A 20121-nucleotide genomic window follows, 5' to 3' on the forward strand; every position below is an offset into this window, starting at 1 on the left:
GTGGTCAACGGGTGGGGCAGGCCGCCCGTTAAAATCGGCGGAACCAGGCACAGTACACCACGCCCGGATTCTTCGCTACTGACAACCTTTCAAGGATTTTCATGTCTCTGTTCACCGCCGTCGAAATGGCCCCCCGCGACCCCATCCTGGGCCTCAACGAGCAATTCAACGCCGACACCAACCCCAACAAGGTCAACCTGGGCGTCGGCGTTTATTTCGACGACAACGGCAAGCTGCCCCTGCTGCAATGCGTGCAGGCCGCAGAAAAGACCATGATGTCCACCCCCACGGCCCGTGGCTACCTGCCTATCGACGGCATCGTGGCTTATGACAACGCCGTCAAGAGCCTGGTGTTCGGTGCCGACAGCGAACCCGTGAAGTCCGGCCGCGTGGCCACCGTGCAGGCCATCGGCGGCACCGGCGGCCTGAAGATCGGTGCCGACTTCCTCAAAAAGGTCAGCCCCAATGCCAAGGTACTGATCTCCGACCCCAGCTGGGAAAACCACCGCGCGCTGTTCACCAACGCCGGTTTTGAAGTCGATACCTACGCGTACTACGACGCCGAAAAGCGCGGCGTGAACTTCGAAGGTTTCCTGGCCAGCCTGAACGCTGCCGCCCCCGGCACCATCGTTGTGCTACACGCCTGCTGCCACAACCCCACCGGCTACGACATCACCCCCGCGCAGTGGGACCAGGTGATCGCCGCCGTCAAGGCCAAGGGCCTGACCCCCTTCCTCGACATGGCCTACCAGGGCTTTGGCCACGGCATCGCCGAAGACGGCGCCGTGATCGGCAAGTTTGTGGCCGCTGGCCTGAACTTCTTCGTCTCCACCTCGTTCTCCAAGAGCTTCAGCCTGTACGGCGAACGCGTGGGTGGCCTGTCGGTGCTGTGCGCCGACAAGGAAGAAGCCGGCCGCGTGCTGAGCCAGCTCAAGATCGTGATCCGCACCAACTACTCCAACCCACCCATCCACGGTGGCGCAGTGGTGGCCGCCGTGCTGAACAACCCCGAGCTGCGCGCGATGTGGGAACAAGAGCTGGCCGAAATGCGCGTGCGCATCAAGGCCATGCGCCAGAAGCTGGTGGACGGCCTGAAGGCCGCCGGCGTGAAGCAGGACATGAGCTTCATCACCACCCAGATCGGCATGTTCAGCTATTCCGGCCTGTCCAAGGACCAGATGGTGCGCCTGCGCAACGAGTTCGGCGTGTACGGCACCGACACCGGCCGCATGTGCGTGGCCGCGCTTAACAGCAAGAACATTGACTACGTCTGCCAGGCCATTGCAAAGGTTGTCTGAGCAAGATGAGGAAGCGGCGCTCGCGCGCCGCTTCGTGAGCGAAGCGCTCCAGAACCCGCACAACGCGGCCCTTCTGGAGCGTTTGCCGTTTCTGGGCCTGCCCGATGCGTGGCTGGTGGCGGGCTGCCTGTTCCAGACAGTGTGGAACCTGCGCTCTGGTCTGGCGCCCACGGCGCACATCAAGGACTACGACCTGTTCTACTTCGACGGCAACGACTTGTCCGAATCGGCAGAGCAGCAGGTGCAAGCCCAAGTCACCGCCCTCTTCGCCGACCTGCCCATCACCGTCGAAGCCAAGAACCAGGCCCGCGTGCACCTCTGGTACGAGCGCTGGTTTGGCTACCCGTATGCGCCGCTGGAATCGGCCCGCCACGGGATCGAACGTTTTCTGGTGCCCTGCACCTGCGTGGGTCTGCAGCCTGGCAACACACCACAAACCCCGCCGTTGCTGTACGCCCCCTACGGCCTTGCGGAGTTGTATGCCGGGCTGATGCGCCCCAACCCCGCCTACCCCCATCTGCCGCTGTTCCAGGCCAAGGCAGACAGTTACCGGGAGCGCTGGCCATGGCTGACGATCGAGCCGATGTTGACCACTACCGGCGGGTTGCCTGAAAGTTTCTAGCCTTTTTTGGCCTCTTCCGCCTGATGGATAAGCATTGGCAGCTATCAATATCAGAGCAAATTAAGGCCGCGCCGGCGCAACCCGTCACCCCCACAGCACCGACCGCATCGAGATCGACGCCGACTGGTAGCCGGTGTTGAAAAAGCGCGGCATCTCGCTGGACTCCACCGCACCGGCGGCGTACAGCAGCGGCAGGTAGTGTTCGTGCGTGGGGTGCGCCTGCTGGGCCACGGCGCCCAGCTTCTGGAAGTCCTGCAAGGTCCCCAGCTGGCCTTTCTTGATCTGCTCCTGCACCACGGTGTCGAACTCGGCGGCCCAGTCGTACGCCTCATTGGCGGCCGTACCCCGGCGGGTGAGGCGCAGGTTGTGCACGATGTTGCCGCTGCCCACAATGAGCACGCCCCGCTCGCGCAGGGCCTTCAGTTGCTGGCCCAGCGCATAGTGCTCGGCCGGGGCGCGGCTGTAGTCCATGCTGAGCTGCATCACCGGGATGCGCGCCTGGGGGAACATGGGCTTGAGCACCGACCAGGTGCCATGGTCCAGCCCCCATTCGCCCTCGTCCACGCCTAATGCGGCACCAGTGGCAGGAGATTTCAGCTCCTTGGCCAGGCTGCGCGCTACCGCCGGGGCTCCCGGCACGGGGTACTGCTGGTCAAACAGCGCCTGGGGAAAGCCGCCAAAGTCGTGAATGGTTTTGGGGTTGGCCATGCCCGTCAACTGCCAGCCACCGCGCGTGAGCCAATGGGCCGACACACACAGGATGAGCTGCGGCTGCACCGCGCGCGCCATCAGCTCCGCGCCCGTGGCCTGCCAGCTGCGGCGCCAGGCGTTGTCCTCGATGGCATTCATGGGGCTGCCATGGCCCACAAACAGCACGGGCATGCGGGGCGAGGGCTTGAGCGCCTGCAGCAAAGGGGCCGTGGCGGCGCTGCTCAGGGACGTGGTCATGAAAGCTCCCGGAAAGGCGGCCAGGCCTGTGAGGGCGGCCAAAGAGGTTCTGCGTTGCATGGGTCGGGGAGCGTAACAAATTATGTATAACGCTGGGAGTGAGCCCGCGCGACCCGCGAAGTTCCAGCGCCGCACCTTTCATTCATAACCACAACACCGAGACAACCCTGAGCCCATGACCACCACCCTGCCCCAGCCCTTGCGCAACGCCCGCGTCCTCAGCCTCGCCCTCAACCTGCCCGGCCCCGCCGCCCTGATGCGCTGTGCACGCATGGGCGCCGAGTGCACCAAGCTCGAACCGCCCCCGCCCCCCGGCTACCCCAGCGCGGACCCCATGGGCATCTACAGCCCGGCGGCCTATGCCACGCTGCACCAGGGTGTGCGGGTGGTGCATGCCCACCTCAAGACACCCGAAGGCCAGGCCGCGCTGCATGCAGAGCTGGCCCGCACCGATGTGCTGATCACCTCATTCCGCCCCTCGGCGCTCACCAAGCTGGGGCTGGGATGGGATGCGTTGCAGTCCAAATACCCGCGCCTGTCGCTGGTGCGCATCGTGGGCGCAGCGGCCGAGCGGGCCGAAGAGCCCGGCCACGACCTCACCTACCTGGCCGATGCCGGCCTGGTGACCGGCACCGAGATGCCGCCCACGCTCTACGCCGACATGGGCGGCGCACTGATGGCCAGCGAAGCCGTGCTGCAGGCCCTGCTGGAGCGCGCTCACACTGGCAACGGCATGTGCATCGAAGTGGCCCTGGCCGACGCCGCCGCCTGGCTGGCTCAGCCGCGCGACTGGGGCCTGACCACCCCCGAGGGCGACGTGGGCGGCCACCACGCGGGCTACCGCATCTACTCCTGCGCCGACGGCCGCGTGGCCGTGGCGGCGCTGGAGCCACACTTTGCCGCCAGCCTGTGCGCCGCTGCAGGCCTGCCCGCCACGGGCGACCCAGTGGTGCTGCGCGCGCCTGCCACGCACGCCGCCGTAGCGGCCTTCCTGCGCACGCAGACCCGCGCCCAGCTGGATGCGTTGGCCGTGGCGCAAGACATTCCCCTGCACACCCTCGCCTGATCCCTTTTTTACCGATGCAGAAACAAGGCACCGTCATTCGCTGGGACGCGACGCGCGCGTTCGGCTTTATCCGCAGCCCCGACACCTCCGCCGACGTGTTTTTTCATGTGCGGGACTACCGGGGCAGCGCAGCACCCCGCGAAGGGTTGGCCGTGGTCTACGAAGAAATCCACGTGGGCGGCAAAGGCCCCCGGGCCATGGCGGTACAGCCTGCGGCCCAGGCCGGGCGCGCAACCCGCCCAGCCGCCAGCGCGTCTGCAACGGCGCTTCCGCGCAAAATTCAGCACACGCGTCCCCCTGCCCCGTCACCCGCTCCGCGCAGCGAGCGCCCGGCAAAAACGCAGCCGGGGGCCAATGCCCCGGCCCTGCCCACCCTGCTCCTGATGCTGGGCTGGGCCGCGCTGCTGGGCTGGGGCGTCTGGGCGAGCAGGCTCCCGCTGTGGTCCCTGGGCGCTGCTGTGGCCATCAACCTCCTGACCTTTGTCACCTATGCCATGGACAAAAGCGCGGCACAAAGCGGCCGGTGGCGCACACCTGAAAAACACCTGCACCTGCTCAGCCTGGCAGGTGGCTGGCCGAGCGCGTGGTGCGCGCAGCAGTGGCTGCGGCACAAGTCGAGCAAGCAGGAGTTCCGCACCGTGTACTGGACCACGGTGGTGGTGCATTGCGCGGCGCTGGCGGCCTGGGTGGGCGGGTGGCTGCGGTAGCAGCCCCTGAATCGCTTCAATTTTGATAGCTAAAAGCGCATGATGGACGCGCGGCAACGGCCATTTTTGCTTGTATTTTGAGCATCCGGCGCACCACCAAGGCCGCAGCGCAGGAGCAGGCCCTGAGGAGCAATCTCCGGCACCGCATCGGTAGTACCTCCAGGGCACGCCAACTGCCACTGCGCGGGCCGTGCACCCTGCCTGAAACAACAGTGCTGGCACGCTAGCCTCACACCACAACGGCAGCAAGCACGGCCCCTCCGCTTGCCAAACTTTGCATGCGTCTGCCAGTTGATCGCTATATAGTGGTCCGCGGGCGCTGCACCGCAGCACCGCCACCGATCCGAGGCTCCAGCCAGAGCAAAGGCGGTTCACGCACGGTGCAGGCGCAGCGAAGCAAAGCAGCAAGGGCTCGCTGGCCACGGCCAGCGCCCGGCAACGAAGCATGAGGCGGGGGGCCAATCCATGGATGTGTTGCAGCAGCCAGAGCAGCCAGTCGAGCGAAAACCGGTGCCGTTGACCCTGCGGGTGACCTGGCCGTTCATCGTGATGGTGCTGCTGCTGGCCGCCTGTGCCACGGCCAGCTTGCAGGTCTTGTCCGGCGTTCGCGCCTTTGTGGCGGGTGAAAGTCTGTGGACCAAGGGGCAAAAGGACGCCATCTACCACCTCCACCAGTACGCGATCAATGGCTCACCCCAGTCGTTCGACGGGTTTGTGCGCGCCATCGACATCCCCCTCGGCGACCGGGCAGCACGGCTGGCCCTGCAGCCGGGCCAGGTGCAGACCGATGTGGCGCGCGAGGGCTTTCTGCGCGGCGGCAACCACCCCGACGACATCGACAGCCTGATCTGGCTGCTGCGCTACTTCGACCACCTGGACCTGGTCAAAAAGCCCGTGAGCCACTGGCTCATCGGCGACGAATACATCAACGCACTGCGCGAGCTGTCGCACGAGATCCACCAGCGCAACACGGACGGCACGGCAGACGCCGCCACCCGGCAGCGGTGGCAGGACGCCATTTACGAAATCAATGCCGGAGTGACCCCCGTCGCCCGCAACTTCAGCGAGGCCCTGGGCGAAAGCTCGCGCCAGATCGTGCTGCTGCTGATGTGGACCAACATGGGCATGGCGGCCGTGCTCATCGTGCTGACCCTGTGGCACACCCAGGGCCTGCTGGAGCAGCGCCGTCGCGCCGAGCAGGCCCTGGAGGCCGAACGCGAGCAGGCCCGCACCACCCTGACCGCCATCGGCGACGGTGTGGTGACCACCAACACCCAGGGCCAGGTGCTCTACATGAACCCCGCCGCCGAGGCCCTGCTGGCCCGCCCGGCTGCCCAGGCCACCGGCCAGCCGCTGGCGCAGCTGCTGGTGTTCGATGGCGAGGCACCGCCCCTGTCTGCCGACACGCTGGTGCAGAACATCCTGCGCAGCGGCAGCGCGGCCCTGGGCAATGTGCACACCACGCTGGTGCGCCCGGACCAGACCGTCGTGCCGGTCAAGCTGGTGGGCTCGCCCATCCGCCACCGCGATGTGCTGACCGGTGCCGTGCTGGTGCTGCACGACGTGACGCGCGAGCAGCACTATGTGGAGCAGCTGTCGTGGCAGGCCAGCCACGACGCGCTGACAGGCCTCGTGAACCGGCGCGAGTTCGAGCACCGGCTCGAAGCCCTGCTGGCCCAGCCCCGCCCCGTGGGGCGCGAGGGCTCGCTGCTGTATGTGGACATGGACCAGTTCAAGCTGATCAACGACACCTGCGGCCACCAGGCGGGCGACGAGATGCTGCGCGAGGTCTGCCGCATGCTGCAAAGCCATCTGCGCGAGGGCGACACGCTGGCGCGCCTGGGCGGCGACGAGTTCGGCATCCTGCTCAAGGACTGCCCGGCCGGGCCCTCGGCCCGCATTGCCGAGCAGCTGCGCCAGGCCGGGCAGGAGCTGCGGCTGAACTGGGGCGGCCAGCAGCTGCGCACCGGCCTGTCCATCGGCATGGTGCAGCTCATCCCCGCGCTCACCTCCATCCAGGAGGCCATGCGCGTGGCCGACATGGCCTGCTACCGCGCCAAGGAAGGCGGACGCAACCGCGTCTTCATCTACCAGACGGAAGACATCGAGATGAGCCGCCGCGAGGGCGAGATGGACTGGGTGCGGCGCCTGCGCCTGGCGCTGGAGCACAACCAGTTCCAGCTGCACGCCCAGGCCATCGCGCCCCTGCAGCCCAGCGGTGAAAGCGGCCTGCACATGGAGGTGCTGCTGCGCCTGCGCGAGGACGACGGCCAGCTGATTGCGCCCGGCTGCTTCATCCCGGCGGCCGAGCACTACGGCATGATGACCTCGATCGACCGCTGGGTCATCCGCCACACGCTGGAGACGCTGGCCCGGCGCCAGCACCAGCCGGGCCTGCCGCAGGTGCACACCTGCGCCATCAACCTCTCGGGCACCAGCCTGGGGGACGACAGCCTGCTCAAGCTCATCCGCAGCGCGCTGGCCGATTCGGGGGTGGACCCACACATGCTGTGCTTCGAGATCACGGAAACCAGCGCCATATCGCACCTGCCCAATGCCGTGCGGCTGATGAAGGAGCTGCAGCAGCTGGGCTGCCGCTTTGCGCTCGATGACTTTGGCGCGGGCATGTCGTCCTTCAACTACCTCAAGCACCTGCCGGTGGACTACCTCAAGATCGACGGCAGCTTTGTGAAGGACATGCTGCACGACCCCGCCAACCGGGCCATGGTGGAGATGATCCACCACATCGGCCACGTGATGGGCAAACAGACGATTGCGGAGTTTGCCGAATCCCAGGCCATCGTCGAGGCCCTGCGGGAGATTGGCGTGGACTATGCGCAAGGCTATGCGCTGGCGCGGCCGGTGCCGCTAGAGGACTACCTCGCCCTCGGCAACCCCCCCAGGCCAGAGTCTGCGCGGGGTGCCGGAGTGGCACAAGGCCACACGCCGCCGCACAGCACGCCATTCCCCCAGCAGCGCCCGGCCTGATGCGGCCCTGAGGGGCCAGGGCGCATTCGGCGCACCCGGCAGCGGTCAGCGCGCCTTCTTGAACACCTTGCCGTTGCCAGCGGGCTTGGTTTTGGAGGCAGAACCCGTCACACGGGGCGGCAGTCCGGTGTGCTGGGTCAGCATGCGCCCCGGCTGGGGGGCCGTGCCGCGAAAACGCACATCGCCCTTGGGCTCGTTCAGCTCCTGCGGGCGGGGCCGCAGGGCAACGGCCTTGCCATCCTTGTTGATGGTGTAGCCGAGACCTCCGCCGCCCGTGGACGCGGTGCTGTTCTTCTTGCGCGCGCTCTGGTAGCCACCGTCCGTCAGCGGCTGGAAGGTGGGTATCAGGTGGTGCTTGCCGTTGCCGATCAGATCCGCCCGGCCCATGGCCTTGAGCGCTTCGCGCAGCAGCGGCCAGTTGTTGGGGTCGTGGTAGCGCAGAAAGGCCTTGTGCAGGCGGCGGCGCTTTTCACCGCGCACGATGTCCACCGACTCTTCCGCTTCGTCGCGCATCTGGCGGCGCACGCGGGTGAGCGTGTTACGGCCCGAGTGGTACATGGCCGTGGCCGTGGCCATGGGGCTGGGGTAGAAGGTCTGCACCTGGTCGGCGCGGAAACCGTTCTTTTTCAGCCAGATGGCGAGGTTCATCATGTCCTCGTCGCTGGTACCCGGGTGCGCGGCAATGAAGTACGGGATCAAGAACTGCTTCTTGCCCGCCTCTTCGCTAAACTTCTCGAACATCTGCTTGAACTTGTCATAGCTGCCGATGCCCGGCTTCATCATCTTGGTGAGCGGGCCCTGCTCGGTGTGCTCGGGCGCGATCTTGAGGTAGCCACCCACGTGGTGCTGCACCAGCTCCTTCACATACTCGGGCGACTTCACGGCCAGGTCGTAGCGCAGGCCCGATCCGATCAGGATCTTCTTGATGCCCTTCAAGGCGCGGCCACGGCGGTAGATCTTGATCAGCGGGCCGTGGTCGGTGGTGAGGTTCTGGCAGATGCCGGGGTACACGCAGCTGGGCTTGCGGCAGGCGGCCTCGATCTCGGGCGAGCGGCAACCCAGGCGGTACATGTTGGCCGTGGGGCCGCCCAGGTCGCTGATGGTGCCGGTGAAGCCCTTGACCTTGTCGCGGATGTCCTCGATCTCCTGGATGATCGAGTCTTCCGACCGGCTCTGGATGATGCGGCCCTCGTGCTCGGTGATGGAGCAGAAGGTGCAGCCGCCAAAGCAGCCGCGCATGATGTTGATCGAAAACCGGATCATCTCCCACGCCGGGATCTTGGTCGCGCCGTCGTGGCTGCCGTTCTCGTCGGCGTAGCTGGGGTGCGGGCCACGTGCGTACGGCAGGTCGAACACGTGGTCCATCTCGGCCGTGGTCAGCGGGATGGGCGGCGGGTTGATCCACACGTCGCGCGCCGTCACGCCCTCGCCGTGCGCCTGCACCAGCGCGCGGGCGTTGCCGGGATTGGTCTCCAGGTGCAGCACGCGGTTGGCGTGGGCATAGAGCACCGGGTCGCTTTTCACCTGCTCGTAGCTGGGCAGGCGGATCACGCTCTTCTCGCGCAGCGGCACCTTGAGCTTGGCCTTGAGCGCGGGGTTGGCCACAAAGACCATGGGCTGAATGGCGGGGTTGGGCTCGGCTTTTTCAGGGCTTTTTTGGCCGTTACCGCCTGTCTCGCCTGCCTTTGTAGCTACAGAATCAGGAGCATCCTCTTTGCTGCAGGTGCTGCCCTGGGCGGCCGCCTGCTCGCTGGTGGTCATGTAGGGGTTGATGTGCGCTTCCACACGGCCGGGTTCGTCCACGGTGGTGGAGTCGATCTCGAACCAGCCCTTGCCGCTTTCATCATCAGGACGGCGCACAAAGGCCGTGCCGCGCACATCGGTGATGTTCTCCACTGGCTCACGCGCTGCAATGCGGTGGGCCACCTCCACCAGCGCACGTTCGGCATTGCCGTACAGCAGCAGGTCGCACTTGCTGTCCACCACGATGGAGCGCCGCACCTTGTCGCTCCAGTAGTCGTAGTGGGCGATGCGGCGCAGGCTGCCTTCAATCCCGCCCAGGATGATGGGCACGTCCTTGAACGCCTCGCGGCAGCGCTGGCTGTAGACGATGGCGGCGCGGTCGGGGCGCTTGCCGCCCACGTCGCCGGGGGTGTAGGCATCGTCGCTGCGGATCTTCCGGTCGGCGGTGTACCGGTTGATCATCGAATCCATGTTGCCCGCCGTCACGCCCCAAAACAGGTTGGGCTTGCCCAGCACCTTGAAGGGCTCGGCGCTCTGCCAGTCGGGCTGGGCAATGATGCCCACGCGAAAGCCCTGGGCTTCGAGCGTGCGGCCGATCACGGCCATGCCGAAGCTCGGGTGGTCCACATACGCATCGCCCGTCACCAGGATGATGTCGCAGCTGTCCCAGCCCAGTTTTTCCATCTCGGCGCGGCTCATCGGCAGGAACGGGGCCGTGCCAAAGCGCTTGGCCCAGTACGGACGGTAGCTGGTCAAGGGCTTTGCGGCGCGCGCAAAAAAGGAGACGTCAACGGGGGCGTTCATGCAAAGGGGGTCGCGGCCGCCCCCGGTGCGATGGGGCCTTCGTGGGGCGCGTCTGTGGTGGATAACCCGCGATTTTACGTTGGCAAGCGGTTTTTGTCGCCTTTGCAGCACTTGCCCCTCACCGTTGCAGGCTTGATGTCCCTCAAGCCATATACTTGCTTTTGTCAATTAATTAACTGACAAAGGCATTTATGAGCACCACCACGCCAGCCCCATCGGCCCCGACCCCCGTCCCTGCCAGCGCCGTGAAGGCGGTGCGCCGCTTCAACCGTTTCTTCACCCGCCGCATTGGGGTGCTGGACCCGTACCTGGGCAGCGACCTGTCACTCACCGATGTGCGCGTGCTGTATGAGCTGGCCCACCGCGAGGCCCCCGTGGCCAGCGAACTGTCACGGGAGCTGGGGCTGGATGGCGGTTACATGAGCCGCATCCTGCGCCGATTCGAGCAGGCGGGGTGGATCAGCCGCAGCACCAGCGCGCAGGACGCACGGCAAAGCGTGCTGGCCCTGACGGAGGCCGGGCGCGCGGTGTTCGAGCCGCTGCAGCAGCGCTCGCGCGACGAGGCGACCGCCCTGCTCGCCCCCCTGCCCCCCGCGCGCCAGCAGGAAGTGGTGGATGCCATGGAACGCATCGAAACCCTGCTGGACCCGGCATCGAGCGCAGGTGCCCCCCCGCGCATGGCCGTGCTGCGCGACCCCGTGCCCGGCGACATGGGCTGGGTGGTGCAGCAGCACGGCGAAATCTACTGGCGTGAATACGGCTGGGACAGCCGCTTCGAGGCGCTGGTGGCCGACATTGCCGCGCAGTTTCTGCGCAATTTCCAGCCCGAATGGGAGAAAGCCTGGATCGCCGAGCTGGACGGCGAGCGGGTGGGTGCGGTGTTTGTGGTGCGCAAATCCCCCACCACGGCCCAGCTGCGCATGCTGATCCTGGCCCCCAAGGCGCGCGGACTGGGCCTGGGCGCGCGGCTGACCGACGAATGCCTTGCCTTTGCGCGCGCCAAAGGCTACAAGAAGATGGTGCTGTGGACCAACAGCTGCCTGACCGCCGCGCGGGGCATTTATGCCCAGCGCGGCTTTCGCCTGACCAAGTCGGAGCCCTACGACGGCTTTGGCCAGCAACTGGTGGGCGAAACCTGGGAACTGAAGCTGTAACAAACACCTGCTGGCACCGCACACCCACAAGGCAGCCACCATGACCCCTAACCCCCGCCCCACGATCCGCCAGGTCACGCCCGAGGATGATTTGGTGCGCCTCACGGCACTCATCCACGCCGCCTACGCGCCCCACGCCCGCCTGGGCCTGCGCTACTGGGGCACCCATCAGTCGGTGGAAGACACGGCGAAACGCTTTGCGTCAGGCACCGGCTTGGTGATGGTGGACGGAGGCGACTACGTGGGCACGGCCACCTTGCGGCCGCCCCAGCCGGATTCCACCGTACCGCTGTACCGCGACCCCACGGTCTGGTCGCTGTGCCAGTTCTGCATCACCCCCCAGGCCAAGGGCCGGGGCTATGGCAAGCAGCTGCATGCCCATGCCACCACGTTTGCCCGCCAGGCAGGCGCCCGCACACTGGCGCTGGACACGGCCCAGCCTGCGGCGGCCTTGATTGCGATGTATGAATCGTGGGGCTACCAGGTGGTGGGCGAATGCGACTGGCGACCGCTGACCAACTACACCAGCGTGCTCATGGCACGCAGCCTGGTGGACCTGCCGGATGACGGCGGCACGGGCGGCGGCTGAAGTCCAACGCAAGCTGGGCCCCAGAAACGGCAATGGCCCCCAAGAGGGCCATCGATGGCAAAGCCGGGATCGGGCCCCGCACCGCTCACCACTCGCCGACTTCCCGCACGCGCTGGGCCAGGTCGGGCAAGTCGTCTTCTTCCTCCACCAGGTCGTTCACCACGGGGACCGCCATGGGTGTGTGGGGGGCGGTCGGGGCAGACCGGGACATGAACCGGCCAAACACATGGCTGGCAAAACGGGGGGGCACGGGGGCAGAGAACGGAGTGGCAAACATGGCAGTTCCTTTTTCGGGTGGGCCTGGTGCTTTCAAAAACGTAGCGCCAGCGTAGGCCACCACAACAGCTGGGCAGTGTAGGAATGCACGCCGCTCTGGCGTGTGACAGAACGCACACTCCCGGCCCCGATGCCCATCCCACCGCGTGACGAGAACGCCCGGCGTGACATTCGTCACACAGCGCGCGCCGTACACTCGCTGCCCCATGCCCCACACCCTGGCCGCCCCGGCGCACAGCGAACTCATCATCAAGAAAAGCCGCTTCATCGGCTGCGTGCAACCCATGGCCGACCGCGCCAGCGCCCAGGCGGCCGTCGATGCACTATGGAAGCAGCACCCCGGGGCGGCCCACATCTGCTGGGCTTTGCTGGCAGGCGGGCAGTCAGCGGCGGTGGATGACGGCGAGCCCAGCGGCACGGCCGGCCGCCCCATGCTGGATGTGTTGCGCCACCAGGACCTGGAAGGCGTGCTGGCCACCGTGGTGCGCTACTTTGGTGGAGTGAAGCTGGGTGCGGGCGGCCTGGTGCGCGCCTACACCGACACCATTGCCCAGGCTTTGCTCACCGCCCCCAAGGTCACGCTGCAGCGCATGGCCACCCTGCAGTGCGAGGTGCCCTATGCGCTGGAAGGCTTTGTACGGCGCGAGGTCGAATCGGCCGGAGCAGAGCTGGTGGACGTGCAGCATGGCACGCTGGTGCAGCTGCAGATCCGCCTGCCCGAAGCGCAAGCAGGCGCATTTGTGCAGCGCATCAACGATGGCGGGCAAGGCCGGGTGGGCTGGACGGACAACCGGTCCTGACCCCAGCCCCCTGCCAGAGATGTAACACCCCTCAAGCCCGCCGCCGGGATGCCGATAAACCGCCATTACCCCAAGGAATCGCCATGGATGTCGCCCTCGCCAACAGCATCGTCAGCACCGCCACCAACCTGGCCAGTGCCAAAACCTCGGACGCGCTGAACATGGTGGTGCTGAAAAAGGCGCTGGACATGCAGGCCGTCTCTGCCGCCACCATGCTGGATGCCATGCAGCAGTCCATGCCCCAGCCGCAGCTGGCCACCAGCGGCACGCTGGGCACCAACGTCAACACCTTCGCCTGAGGGGCTGAGCCCCTCCCGCCTCCTTTTTAGGCACCTCAGCGCAAACGCGCGGGCGAGAGCCCTTCCACCCCCACGCCCTCGCGCACCAGTTCCTCGGCCAGCGGCTCGCCCCGCAACAGCTGCCGCGCCAGCAACGAGGCGCCCGCCGCGCTCTGAATCCCGTACCCGCCCTGCCCGGCCAGCCAGAGAAAGCCGGGCACATGGTTGTCCCAGCCAATCACCATGTCGCCATCCGGCACAAACGAGCGCAGCCCGGCCCAGGTGTGCGACGGGCGGCGGATCTGGAAACGTGTCATTTCCTCGATGTGATAGATGCCCGTGGCCACGTCCAGCTCTTCGGGCACCACATCGTGCGGGTGCGTAGGGTCAGCATTGGCCGGTGAGCCCAGCAGTTGCCCCGCATCGGGCTTGAAGTAGAAGCTCTCATCAATGCCGATCACCGCAGGCCAGTAGGTGGCGTCCATGCCCTCGGGCACCGGGAAGGTGAATGCCGTGCGGCGGCGCGGCTCCAACCCGATGGGTGGCACACCGGCCAGGCCCGCCACCACGTCGGCCCAGGCGCCCGCAGCATTGACGATAGTCGGGGCAGCAAACAATCGTCCATCGGCCAGCGTCACCTGCCACACAGTGCCTTCGCGGCGCACGGCCGTGACCTCGGCGTTCGTCAGCACCTGCCCCCCGCGCTGGCGCAGGCCGCGCAGGTAGCCCTGGTGCAGGGCGTTCACGTCAATGTCGGCGGCCTCGGGCTCGCTCATGCCGGCTGCCACGGCCTCGGGTTTGAGGCAGGGCAGCATCGCCATGAGATCGGCCTTGTCCACCCATTGCACATTGGGCGAGGTGGCGTGCGCTTCGTCGTAGGTCTGCTTGAGCAGGTCCAGCTGGTCCGGCCCGGCCACATAGACCACGCCCCGGGGCGAGAGGATGGGATCGGTGCCGAACTCGGGCGGCGGCGCATCGTAGAACGCGCGGCTGGCCCGGGTCAGCGCCTGGATGTTGGGCGTGCCATAGGTCGCCATGTACAGCGCGGCCGAGCGGCCGGTGGTGTGGTAGCCGGGCTGCGATTCACGCTCCAGCAGCAGCACGCTGGCGCCCTGCCCAACAGCGCCGGGCTGTACCAGTTGCCAGGCCACGGAGGCCCCGGCAATGCCTGCGCCGATCACGATGGTGTCTACGGTTTGCATCTGTGTCTCCTGCTCAAACAGCGGATACCTGCGCAGCCGATGCCGCTCGGTCGTCGCGCTGCAGGCTGCGGGCGTCACGGGGGTCGGGCGCGCCGGTCACGATGGAGGTCAGCGAGGGCTCGGCGCGCGTCTGCACCAGCTTGGCAATGTCGGGCCGGGGTCGTGCCAGCCCGGCGATGCCCTTGAACGCCTGCTCCAGCGCATGGCCCACACCCAGCGTGTGCCGGTCTGCACGGAACCGACCCACGATCTGCAGGCCAAACGGCATCCCGGCGTCGTCCAGCCCACAGGGCAAGCTCAGCGCCGGGTGCGTGGTGAGCGTACTCACATAGGTCAGCGCCAGCCAGCGGTAGTAGTTGGCCTGCGGCTCGCCGTTGATGTGGCTGGCAAAAAGATCCGTCCACGCAAACGGCGACACCGGCGTGGTGGGCGCCAGGATCACGTCGTACTCTTCGTACAGCTTCTGGAACCGCGCCAGGATGCGTGTCTGCTCGGCCTGCGCCCAGGCGCTGTCCAACAGCGTCATGGCAGCGCCCATTTCGTAGTTGGCGCGGGTGTTGGGGCCCAGGCTGGCGGGGTCGCGCTCGTAGGCCTCGCGCGTGCTGGCCACAAAGGCCTCGGCGCGCAGCACGTCAAAGCAGCGGTGCACGTCGCCCAGGTCGATGTCGATGGCGTCGCAACGCGCAAACAGGTGCTTCATGGCCTGCACCTTGTTGCGGAACACGGCGCGGATGCCGTTGTCCACTGCGCAGGCACCGAAGTCCTCGGTATAGGCCACACGCAGGCGGCTCAGGTCCACGGCTTCGGGCAGGAGGAAGCTCATCGGGTCCAGCGGATAGCTCAGCGGGTCGCCGGGCGACATGCCCGCCGATGCCGCCAGCTGCAGACAGGCCTCTTCCACCGTGCGGCCCATGGGGCCGACCACCGAAATCGGCGTCCAGCCCAGCAGCTTGCGCGAGCTGGGCACCAGGCCGGGCGAGGGCCGGAAGCCCACCACCCCGCAGATGGACGCCGGAATGCGCAGCGACCCGCCCGTGTCCGAGCCCGTGCACACCGGCAGCATGTCGCACGCCAGCGCGGCGGCCGAGCCGCCCGATGAGCCTCCGGCGTTCAGGTTGGGGTTGAAGGGGTTGCCCGTGGCGCCCCACACGGTGTTGCGCGAATTGGCGCCCGCGCCCATCTCGGGGATGTTGGTCTTGCCCGTGACGATGGCGCCCGCAGCGCGCAGGCGCGCCACCAGCACGTTGTCCTCGGCCGGAATGTGCTCACGGTAAATCTGCGATCCATAGGTGGTCAGCAGGCCCGCCGTGGCCTCCAGGTCCTTCACGCCCATGGGCAGGCCATGCAGCAGGCCCAGCGGCTCGCCGCGCAGCACCGCCTGTTCGGCCGCCTTGGCCTCGGTGCGGGCGCGGTCGTAGCAGGTGGCGGTGATGGCATTCACATGCGGGTTCACCGCCTCGATGCGGGCGATGCAGGCGTCGAGCAATTCCACCGGCGAAATCTCGCGCGTGCCGATGCGATGGCGCAGCTCGTTGGCGGTCAGCTCAACCAGGGCTTGGGGGCTTGTTGTTGTCATCTCAGGCTTGTCTCCTTGTTCTGGTCGCATGGGTTCAGTCTGCGGTGATTGCAGCGCGCTGTGCAATGGCACGCATCAGCGGCAGCTCTTTGTCGATCAGCTCGGCCAACACCCTGGACGAAGCATAGGACGGCTCGAACCCCACCGCGATCATCTTGTCACGCGTTTCGGGGTCTGACACCACCTGGGCCAATGCTTGCTCCAGCCGAGCCTTCACGGCCGGTGGCAGGCCACGCGGCGCCACCATGGCGAGCCAAGTGTCCATCTCCAGGCCGGGGTAGCCACTCTCGGCCAGCGTGGGCACCTTGGGCAGCAGGGCCGAGCGTTTGCCGGAGGTCACCGCAATGGCCTTGATCTTGCCGTCTTTGAGCTGCGGCAGCGCGGCCGATACGGTGTCCACCGTGAACGGGATCTGCCCGCCGAGCAGGTCGGTCATCGCAGGCGCGCTGCCCTTGTACGGCACATGCTGGATCTTGAGACCCGCCGCGTGGAAGAACATCTCGCCCGCAAACTGCGAGGTGGTGCCCGCACCGAACGAGCCATACGAATACTTGTCCGGCCCGGCCTTCACCAGGGCCACGAACTGCTTCACATCCGCTACCGGCACGTCCTTGTTGGCCAGCAAGATCAGCCCCGTGCGCCCGGCAATGCCAATGGGCTCGAAGCTCTTGACCGGGTCATACGGCAGCTTGGCGCGCACGGCGGGGTTCACCGTGAAGGTGGTGCCCGAACTCATGAGCAGCGTGTAGCCATCCGGCACCGCCCGCGCCACCGATGACGCACCGATCACCGTGCCCGCGCCCGCGCGGTTGTCGATCACCACGCTCTGGCCCAGCTTGTCGCCCAGTTTCTTGCCAATGAGTCGCCCCAGCACATCGGTGGCGCCACCGGGCGGGAACGGAATCACCAGCGTGATCGGCTTGGTGGGGAACGCCGCCTCCTGCGCCATGGCCGGGGCCAACGCGGTGGACCCCAGGGCGGCACAGAGGGCGGCAGACAAAAGCAGTTGCTTGCGGTTCATGGGGTTCTCTCCAAAGGTCACAAAGGTTGGGAAAGCAAGAAGAAATCAGCCCTGCGCAGCCAGCACGGCCCGCCCGCGCTGCACAAAGCCCTGGTACTGCGCCTTGGGCACCAACAGGCCGCCCGTGGTCCACACCAGATGCGTGGCCTGGTGCAGCACGGCGTCAATGCCCGTGCTGCGCAGCCAGGCCTGCCCGGCGGTGGTACCCGTCAGCAGGGCCGGGCCGCTGAAGCCTGCAGCGGCGGAGGGCTCGATGCGCTCGCCCAGGGCATCCAGCACCCGCACTAGGTGCGTGAACAAGGTGTCGTCGGCCACCGTGAACACGCCCGACAGCAGCGGCCGCATCAGCTCGGCCGCCAGCAGCGATGCACGTGGCACGGCCAGGCCATCGGCCTCGGTGCGGTTGCTCAGGCCCCAGTCGTACACCGAGGGGTGCGCCCCCGGCCCGGCCATCATCTGCACCATGAAGCACGGCGACTGCACCGGCTCCGCAAAAAAGCAGTGCACATGCGGCCCCAGCACCTGCCGCAGGCCAAAGGTGATCCCCGCTGGCGCGCCACCCACGCCACACGGTAGGTAAACGATGAGCGGGTGCTCGGCATCCACCGCCACGCCCTGCTCGGCCAGTTGCTTTTGCAGGTGCAGCGCCGCTGCGCTGTAGCCCAGCAGCAGCGAGAACGATTGCTCGTCGTCCACAAAGTGGCACATCGGGTTGCTGGCCGCCTCGGCACGGCCTGCGGCCACGGCGCGCTCGTAGTCACCCGTGTGCTCCACCACCAACACGCCACGCTGGCGCAGGCGGTCTTTCTTCCATTCCTTGGCATCGGCCGACATGTGCACCGTGGCCTGAAAACCCAGGGCCGACGCCACCACGCCAATGCTCATGCCCAGGTTGCCCGTGGAGCCCACTGCCACCTGGTAGCGGCCCAACACCTCGCGCGCCTGCGTCGTTGCCAGCGCGCGGTAGTCACCACCGGGCTGCACCAAGCCGTGCTGCAGCGCCAGCCCCTCGGCGAACTCCAGCACCTCGTGCATGCCGCCCCGGGCCTTGATGGAGCCCGCCACCGGCAGGCTGTGGTCGGCCTTGATGAACAGGCGGCCTTGGCCTTCCGCCATGCCTAGCACGGGCTGCAGCGCAGTGGCGGGCAGCAGGGGCGACTCCACGACGCCCCCGGTGGCGGCCAGTTCGGGGAACACCTGGGCCAGCAGATCGGCAAAACGGGCCAGGCGCGCAGCCGCTGCGCGCGTATCATCCAGACTAATGGTTCTACCCAGTGCAGGCAGCGCGGCGGCGCGCTGTGCCTGCAGCGCCGGGTTGGTCCACAGGGCGGGCTGGGCGTTGCGCAGGCGGGTTGCCAGCAAGGCATCGATGGCAGTTTGGGGTTCGGCAATCGTCATGGCGCGTTCATCTCGAAAAGTCTTGCCCCCATTTTTCGCCGGTCACGCCTCCGTCACAAACCATTTATATTGAGCACAATATTAGTATTAATAATGGATATTCGCCTCTCCCCCTCCCTGCTCGCCTGGCTGCGCAGTTTTGATGCAGCCGCCCGCCACGGCAGCTTTACCAAAGCGGCGGCCGAGCTGTGTATTACCCAGGGGGCAGTGAGCCAGCAGGTCAAGCAGCTCGAAGACTGGCTGCGCCGCCCCCTGTTCCTGCGCACCCCGCGCGCCCTGGTGCCCACGCCCGAGGGCAAATGGCTGGCCGTGGTGCTGCGCGAGAGCTTCGACGCCATCGAAAGCACCCTGGCCCAGATGCGCCAACCGGCCGAGGCCGCCACCGCCACGCTGAGCTGCTCGCCCTCCTTTGCCATGAGCTGGCTCACCCCCCGGCTGGGCGACTTCTTTCGCCAGCACCCCCACACCGGGCTGCGCGTGTTTGGCGAGTTCCACACGCTGGACCGCACCCGCATGGTGCGCGACGGCGTGGAAGCCGCCGTGCGCTTTGACCTGGGCGGCTACCGCGACCTGAACGCCACCGTGTTCCTCGACGAATGGCTCATCCCCGTGGCCAGCCCCGATTTCCTGGCCCGCCACCCGCCCATCACCCAGCCGCAAGACCTGCACGGCGACTGGCTGCTGCACGACGGCAGCGCCTGGGACGGCGCAGACACGTACGAAGAATGGCAACACTGGTTTGCACAGAGGGGCGCCACGCCACCGCCCTGGGCGGGCGGCCAGCAGTTCAACCTGTCGCAACTCGCCCTGGGCGCCGCGCTGGCCGGCCAGGGCATTGCCATGGGCCGCGCCGCGCTGGTGCTGCAGGACGTGAAAGCCGGGCGGCTGGTGCCGCTGCTGGGGCGCAGCGTGCCGTCACGGGCGGCGTATTCGTTTGTGACCACCGCGCACCCCAGCCCTGCCATGGAGCTGGTGCGGGAGTGGCTGGGGGACGAGGCGCGGAAGTTTAGTGAGGAGCGGGCGCAGGTGCTGCCGCCGCTGGCGTGACGCCCTGCTCCATTGCCGTCACGCATGCCACAACGTCAGCGTGCCCAGCACTAGCATCAACAACACCACTCCCGCTAGCCGTGCGGTTTCTACAGGGCCACGACGGCTGAGGAAATCAGCAGCCCACCTTCTCATCGGATGTTGCTCAGGCAAGAGCTTAGCCCCCGACAACATCAGCGCGACAACAACAAGCCCGGTGATCAACACCATGAGTGAGATAGAAAAAGACGGGTTCACAGAGCAAGCTCCCTTTCAGTGGCGTTGACAGCCCGGCTGCCACAAAACGGATCAACAAAATCTGCGCAGGCTACCAGAAGCGCCGTGGGCCACTGCACGTATTCTCTTTTCGCCAGAATTTGACCAAAAAAGCCCTTTGCGCGCATCCATCATGCCCAAGCAGCTATCATTTTTGATCATCCCGCAACATTGGCCTGAAAACTGACTCCTCGGCAAAAACCGCCCTACCCCTACCCCTACCCCTACCCCTACCCCTACGCCTACCCCTACCCCTACCCCTACCCCCGCAGCCATCCAATCAAGGCGCGCAGCGCCGGGCTGACCTGCTTGCGCCCGGGGTAATACAGCGCAAAGCCAGGCTCGGCCG

The 20121-nt window shown here is 66.8% G+C and carries 18 protein-coding genes; 10 read left to right on the forward strand and 8 right to left on the reverse strand.

Annotated features, from left to right (window positions below):
* Window positions 1-101: 101 nt before the first annotated feature.
* Both CBY09_RS02980 and CBY09_RS02985 read left to right on the forward strand, forming a co-directional pair.
* A complete protein-coding gene (locus CBY09_RS02980; protein ID WP_094286265.1) occupies window positions 102-1298 on the forward strand; it encodes an amino acid aminotransferase in 1197 nt (398 codons plus the stop codon).
* Window positions 1291-1920: a nucleotidyltransferase family protein gene (locus CBY09_RS02985; RefSeq protein ID WP_094286270.1), complete on the forward strand. Its 630-nt coding sequence runs from the start codon at window positions 1291-1293 to the stop codon at window positions 1918-1920. Before CBY09_RS02980 ends, CBY09_RS02985 begins: the two co-directional genes overlap by 8 nt.
* Before the next feature lie 84 nt (window positions 1921-2004).
* Here CBY09_RS02985 and ygiD read toward each other — a convergent pair whose 3' ends face one another.
* Window positions 2005-2868, reverse strand: a complete 864-nt coding sequence (gene ygiD, locus CBY09_RS02990) for a 4,5-DOPA-extradiol-dioxygenase (RefSeq protein ID WP_476692197.1) — start codon at window positions 2866-2868, stop codon at window positions 2005-2007.
* A gap of 175 nt (window positions 2869-3043) precedes the next feature.
* Between ygiD and CBY09_RS02995 the strand changes: the two genes are divergently transcribed.
* The 3 genes from CBY09_RS02995 (at window position 3044) to CBY09_RS03005 (ending at window position 7629) form a co-directional block, all read left to right on the forward strand.
* A complete protein-coding gene (locus tag CBY09_RS02995) occupies window positions 3044-3934 on the forward strand; it encodes a CoA transferase (protein ID WP_094286276.1) in 891 nt (296 codons plus the stop codon).
* Window positions 3935-3948: 14 nt separating this feature from the next.
* Window positions 3949-4641, forward strand: a complete 693-nt coding sequence (locus tag CBY09_RS03000; protein ID WP_094286278.1) for a DUF1294 domain-containing protein — start codon at window positions 3949-3951, stop codon at window positions 4639-4641.
* A 465-nt stretch (window positions 4642-5106) separates the two neighbouring features.
* Entirely contained in the window at window positions 5107-7629 is a 2523-nt protein-coding gene (locus CBY09_RS03005; RefSeq protein ID WP_240515562.1) for an EAL domain-containing protein, read from the forward strand.
* Between the two features lie 45 nt (window positions 7630-7674).
* Here the strand turns inward: CBY09_RS03005 and CBY09_RS03010 are convergent, their stop codons facing one another.
* The gene (locus CBY09_RS03010) at window positions 7675-10176 is read right to left on the reverse strand and encodes a YgiQ family radical SAM protein (RefSeq protein WP_094286280.1); all 2502 of its coding nucleotides are present in this window, start codon (window positions 10174-10176) and stop codon (window positions 7675-7677) included.
* Between the two features lie 191 nt (window positions 10177-10367).
* Here CBY09_RS03010 and CBY09_RS03015 point away from each other — a divergent pair, with 191 nt between their 5' ends.
* Window positions 10368-11330 (forward strand): bifunctional helix-turn-helix transcriptional regulator/GNAT family N-acetyltransferase, encoded by a 963-nt coding sequence (locus CBY09_RS03015; protein WP_094286282.1) that lies wholly within the window; start codon window positions 10368-10370, stop codon window positions 11328-11330.
* A 40-nt stretch (window positions 11331-11370) separates the two neighbouring features.
* Window positions 11371-11919: a GNAT family N-acetyltransferase gene (locus tag CBY09_RS03020; RefSeq protein WP_094286284.1), complete on the forward strand. Its 549-nt coding sequence runs from the start codon at window positions 11371-11373 to the stop codon at window positions 11917-11919.
* Window positions 11920-12004: 85 nt separating this feature from the next.
* Here CBY09_RS03020 and CBY09_RS03025 read toward each other — a convergent pair whose 3' ends face one another.
* On the reverse strand, window positions 12005-12196 hold the full coding sequence (locus tag CBY09_RS03025; protein WP_094286286.1) for a hypothetical protein: 192 nt from the start codon (window positions 12194-12196) through the stop codon (window positions 12005-12007).
* Between the two features lie 205 nt (window positions 12197-12401).
* On the opposite strand from CBY09_RS03025, the gene CBY09_RS03030 reads away from it, so the two are divergent.
* Both CBY09_RS03030 and CBY09_RS03035 read left to right on the forward strand, forming a co-directional pair.
* Window positions 12402-12995 (forward strand): IMPACT family protein, encoded by a 594-nt coding sequence (locus tag CBY09_RS03030; protein WP_094286288.1) that lies wholly within the window; start codon window positions 12402-12404, stop codon window positions 12993-12995.
* Between the two features lie 83 nt (window positions 12996-13078).
* Window positions 13079-13294 carry a YjfB family protein gene (locus CBY09_RS03035; protein WP_094286290.1) on the forward strand — a complete coding sequence of 72 codons (216 nt, stop codon included), beginning with the start codon at window positions 13079-13081 and terminating at the stop codon, window positions 13292-13294.
* A gap of 35 nt (window positions 13295-13329) precedes the next feature.
* On the opposite strand, the gene CBY09_RS03040 is transcribed toward CBY09_RS03035, so the two are convergent.
* From CBY09_RS03040 to CBY09_RS03055, 4 genes are read right to left on the reverse strand one after another with little or no spacing between them, the layout of a single operon-like run.
* Complete coding sequence (locus CBY09_RS03040; protein WP_094286292.1) at window positions 13330-14475, reverse strand: NAD(P)/FAD-dependent oxidoreductase; 1146 nt, start codon at window positions 14473-14475, stop codon at window positions 13330-13332.
* Between the two features lie 13 nt (window positions 14476-14488).
* Entirely contained in the window at window positions 14489-16051 is a 1563-nt protein-coding gene (locus CBY09_RS03045) for an amidase (RefSeq protein ID WP_094286294.1), read from the reverse strand.
* A 34-nt stretch (window positions 16052-16085) separates the two neighbouring features.
* Window positions 16086-17072, reverse strand: coding sequence for a Bug family tripartite tricarboxylate transporter substrate binding protein (locus CBY09_RS03050; protein ID WP_094286296.1), 987 nt, complete (start codon window positions 17070-17072; stop codon window positions 16086-16088).
* Window positions 17073-17117: 45 nt separating this feature from the next.
* Entirely contained in the window at window positions 17118-18470 is a 1353-nt protein-coding gene (locus CBY09_RS03055; RefSeq protein WP_094286297.1) for a D-serine ammonia-lyase, read from the reverse strand.
* A 93-nt stretch (window positions 18471-18563) separates the two neighbouring features.
* Here CBY09_RS03055 and CBY09_RS03060 point away from each other — a divergent pair, with 93 nt between their 5' ends.
* A complete protein-coding gene (locus CBY09_RS03060) occupies window positions 18564-19517 on the forward strand; it encodes a LysR substrate-binding domain-containing protein (protein ID WP_094286298.1) in 954 nt (317 codons plus the stop codon).
* A gap of 18 nt (window positions 19518-19535) precedes the next feature.
* Here the strand turns inward: CBY09_RS03060 and CBY09_RS03065 are convergent, their stop codons facing one another.
* Window positions 19536-19754, reverse strand: coding sequence for a hypothetical protein (locus CBY09_RS03065; protein WP_133066228.1), 219 nt, complete (start codon window positions 19752-19754; stop codon window positions 19536-19538).
* Between the last annotated feature and the right edge of the window lie 367 nt (window positions 19755-20121).

It is taken from the genome of Acidovorax kalamii (assembly GCF_002245625.1).
Classification (GTDB): Bacteria; Pseudomonadota; Gammaproteobacteria; order Burkholderiales; family Burkholderiaceae_C; genus Acidovorax; species Acidovorax kalamii.

Bases quoted from the DNA above. Each gene is read 5' to 3' on its own strand.
- CBY09_RS02980 (WP_094286265.1), top strand. From the start codon at position 102: ATGTCTCTGTTCACCGCCGTCGAAATGGCCCCCCGCGACCCCATCCTG.
- ygiD (WP_476692197.1), bottom strand. From the start codon at position 2,868: ATGACCACGTCCCTGAGCAGCGCCGCCACGGCCCCTTTGCTGCAGGCG.
- CBY09_RS02995 (WP_094286276.1), top strand. From the start codon at position 3,044: ATGACCACCACCCTGCCCCAGCCCTTGCGCAACGCCCGCGTCCTCAGC.
- CBY09_RS03000 (WP_094286278.1), top strand. From the start codon at position 3,949: ATGCAGAAACAAGGCACCGTCATTCGCTGGGACGCGACGCGCGCGTTC.
- CBY09_RS03005 (WP_240515562.1), top strand. From the start codon at position 5,107: ATGGATGTGTTGCAGCAGCCAGAGCAGCCAGTCGAGCGAAAACCGGTG.
- CBY09_RS03010 (WP_094286280.1), bottom strand. From the start codon at position 10,176: ATGAACGCCCCCGTTGACGTCTCCTTTTTTGCGCGCGCCGCAAAGCCC.
- CBY09_RS03015 (WP_094286282.1), top strand. From the start codon at position 10,368: ATGAGCACCACCACGCCAGCCCCATCGGCCCCGACCCCCGTCCCTGCC.
- CBY09_RS03020 (WP_094286284.1), top strand. From the start codon at position 11,371: ATGACCCCTAACCCCCGCCCCACGATCCGCCAGGTCACGCCCGAGGAT.
- CBY09_RS03025 (WP_094286286.1), bottom strand. From the start codon at position 12,196: ATGTTTGCCACTCCGTTCTCTGCCCCCGTGCCCCCCCGTTTTGCCAGC.
- CBY09_RS03030 (WP_094286288.1), top strand. From the start codon at position 12,402: ATGCCCCACACCCTGGCCGCCCCGGCGCACAGCGAACTCATCATCAAG.
- CBY09_RS03035 (WP_094286290.1), top strand. From the start codon at position 13,079: ATGGATGTCGCCCTCGCCAACAGCATCGTCAGCACCGCCACCAACCTG.
- CBY09_RS03040 (WP_094286292.1), bottom strand. From the start codon at position 14,475: ATGCAAACCGTAGACACCATCGTGATCGGCGCAGGCATTGCCGGGGCC.
- CBY09_RS03045 (WP_094286294.1), bottom strand. From the start codon at position 16,051: ATGACAACAACAAGCCCCCAAGCCCTGGTTGAGCTGACCGCCAACGAG.
- CBY09_RS03050 (WP_094286296.1), bottom strand. From the start codon at position 17,072: ATGAACCGCAAGCAACTGCTTTTGTCTGCCGCCCTCTGTGCCGCCCTG.
- CBY09_RS03055 (WP_094286297.1), bottom strand. From the start codon at position 18,470: ATGACGATTGCCGAACCCCAAACTGCCATCGATGCCTTGCTGGCAACC.
- CBY09_RS03060 (WP_094286298.1), top strand. From the start codon at position 18,564: ATGGATATTCGCCTCTCCCCCTCCCTGCTCGCCTGGCTGCGCAGTTTT.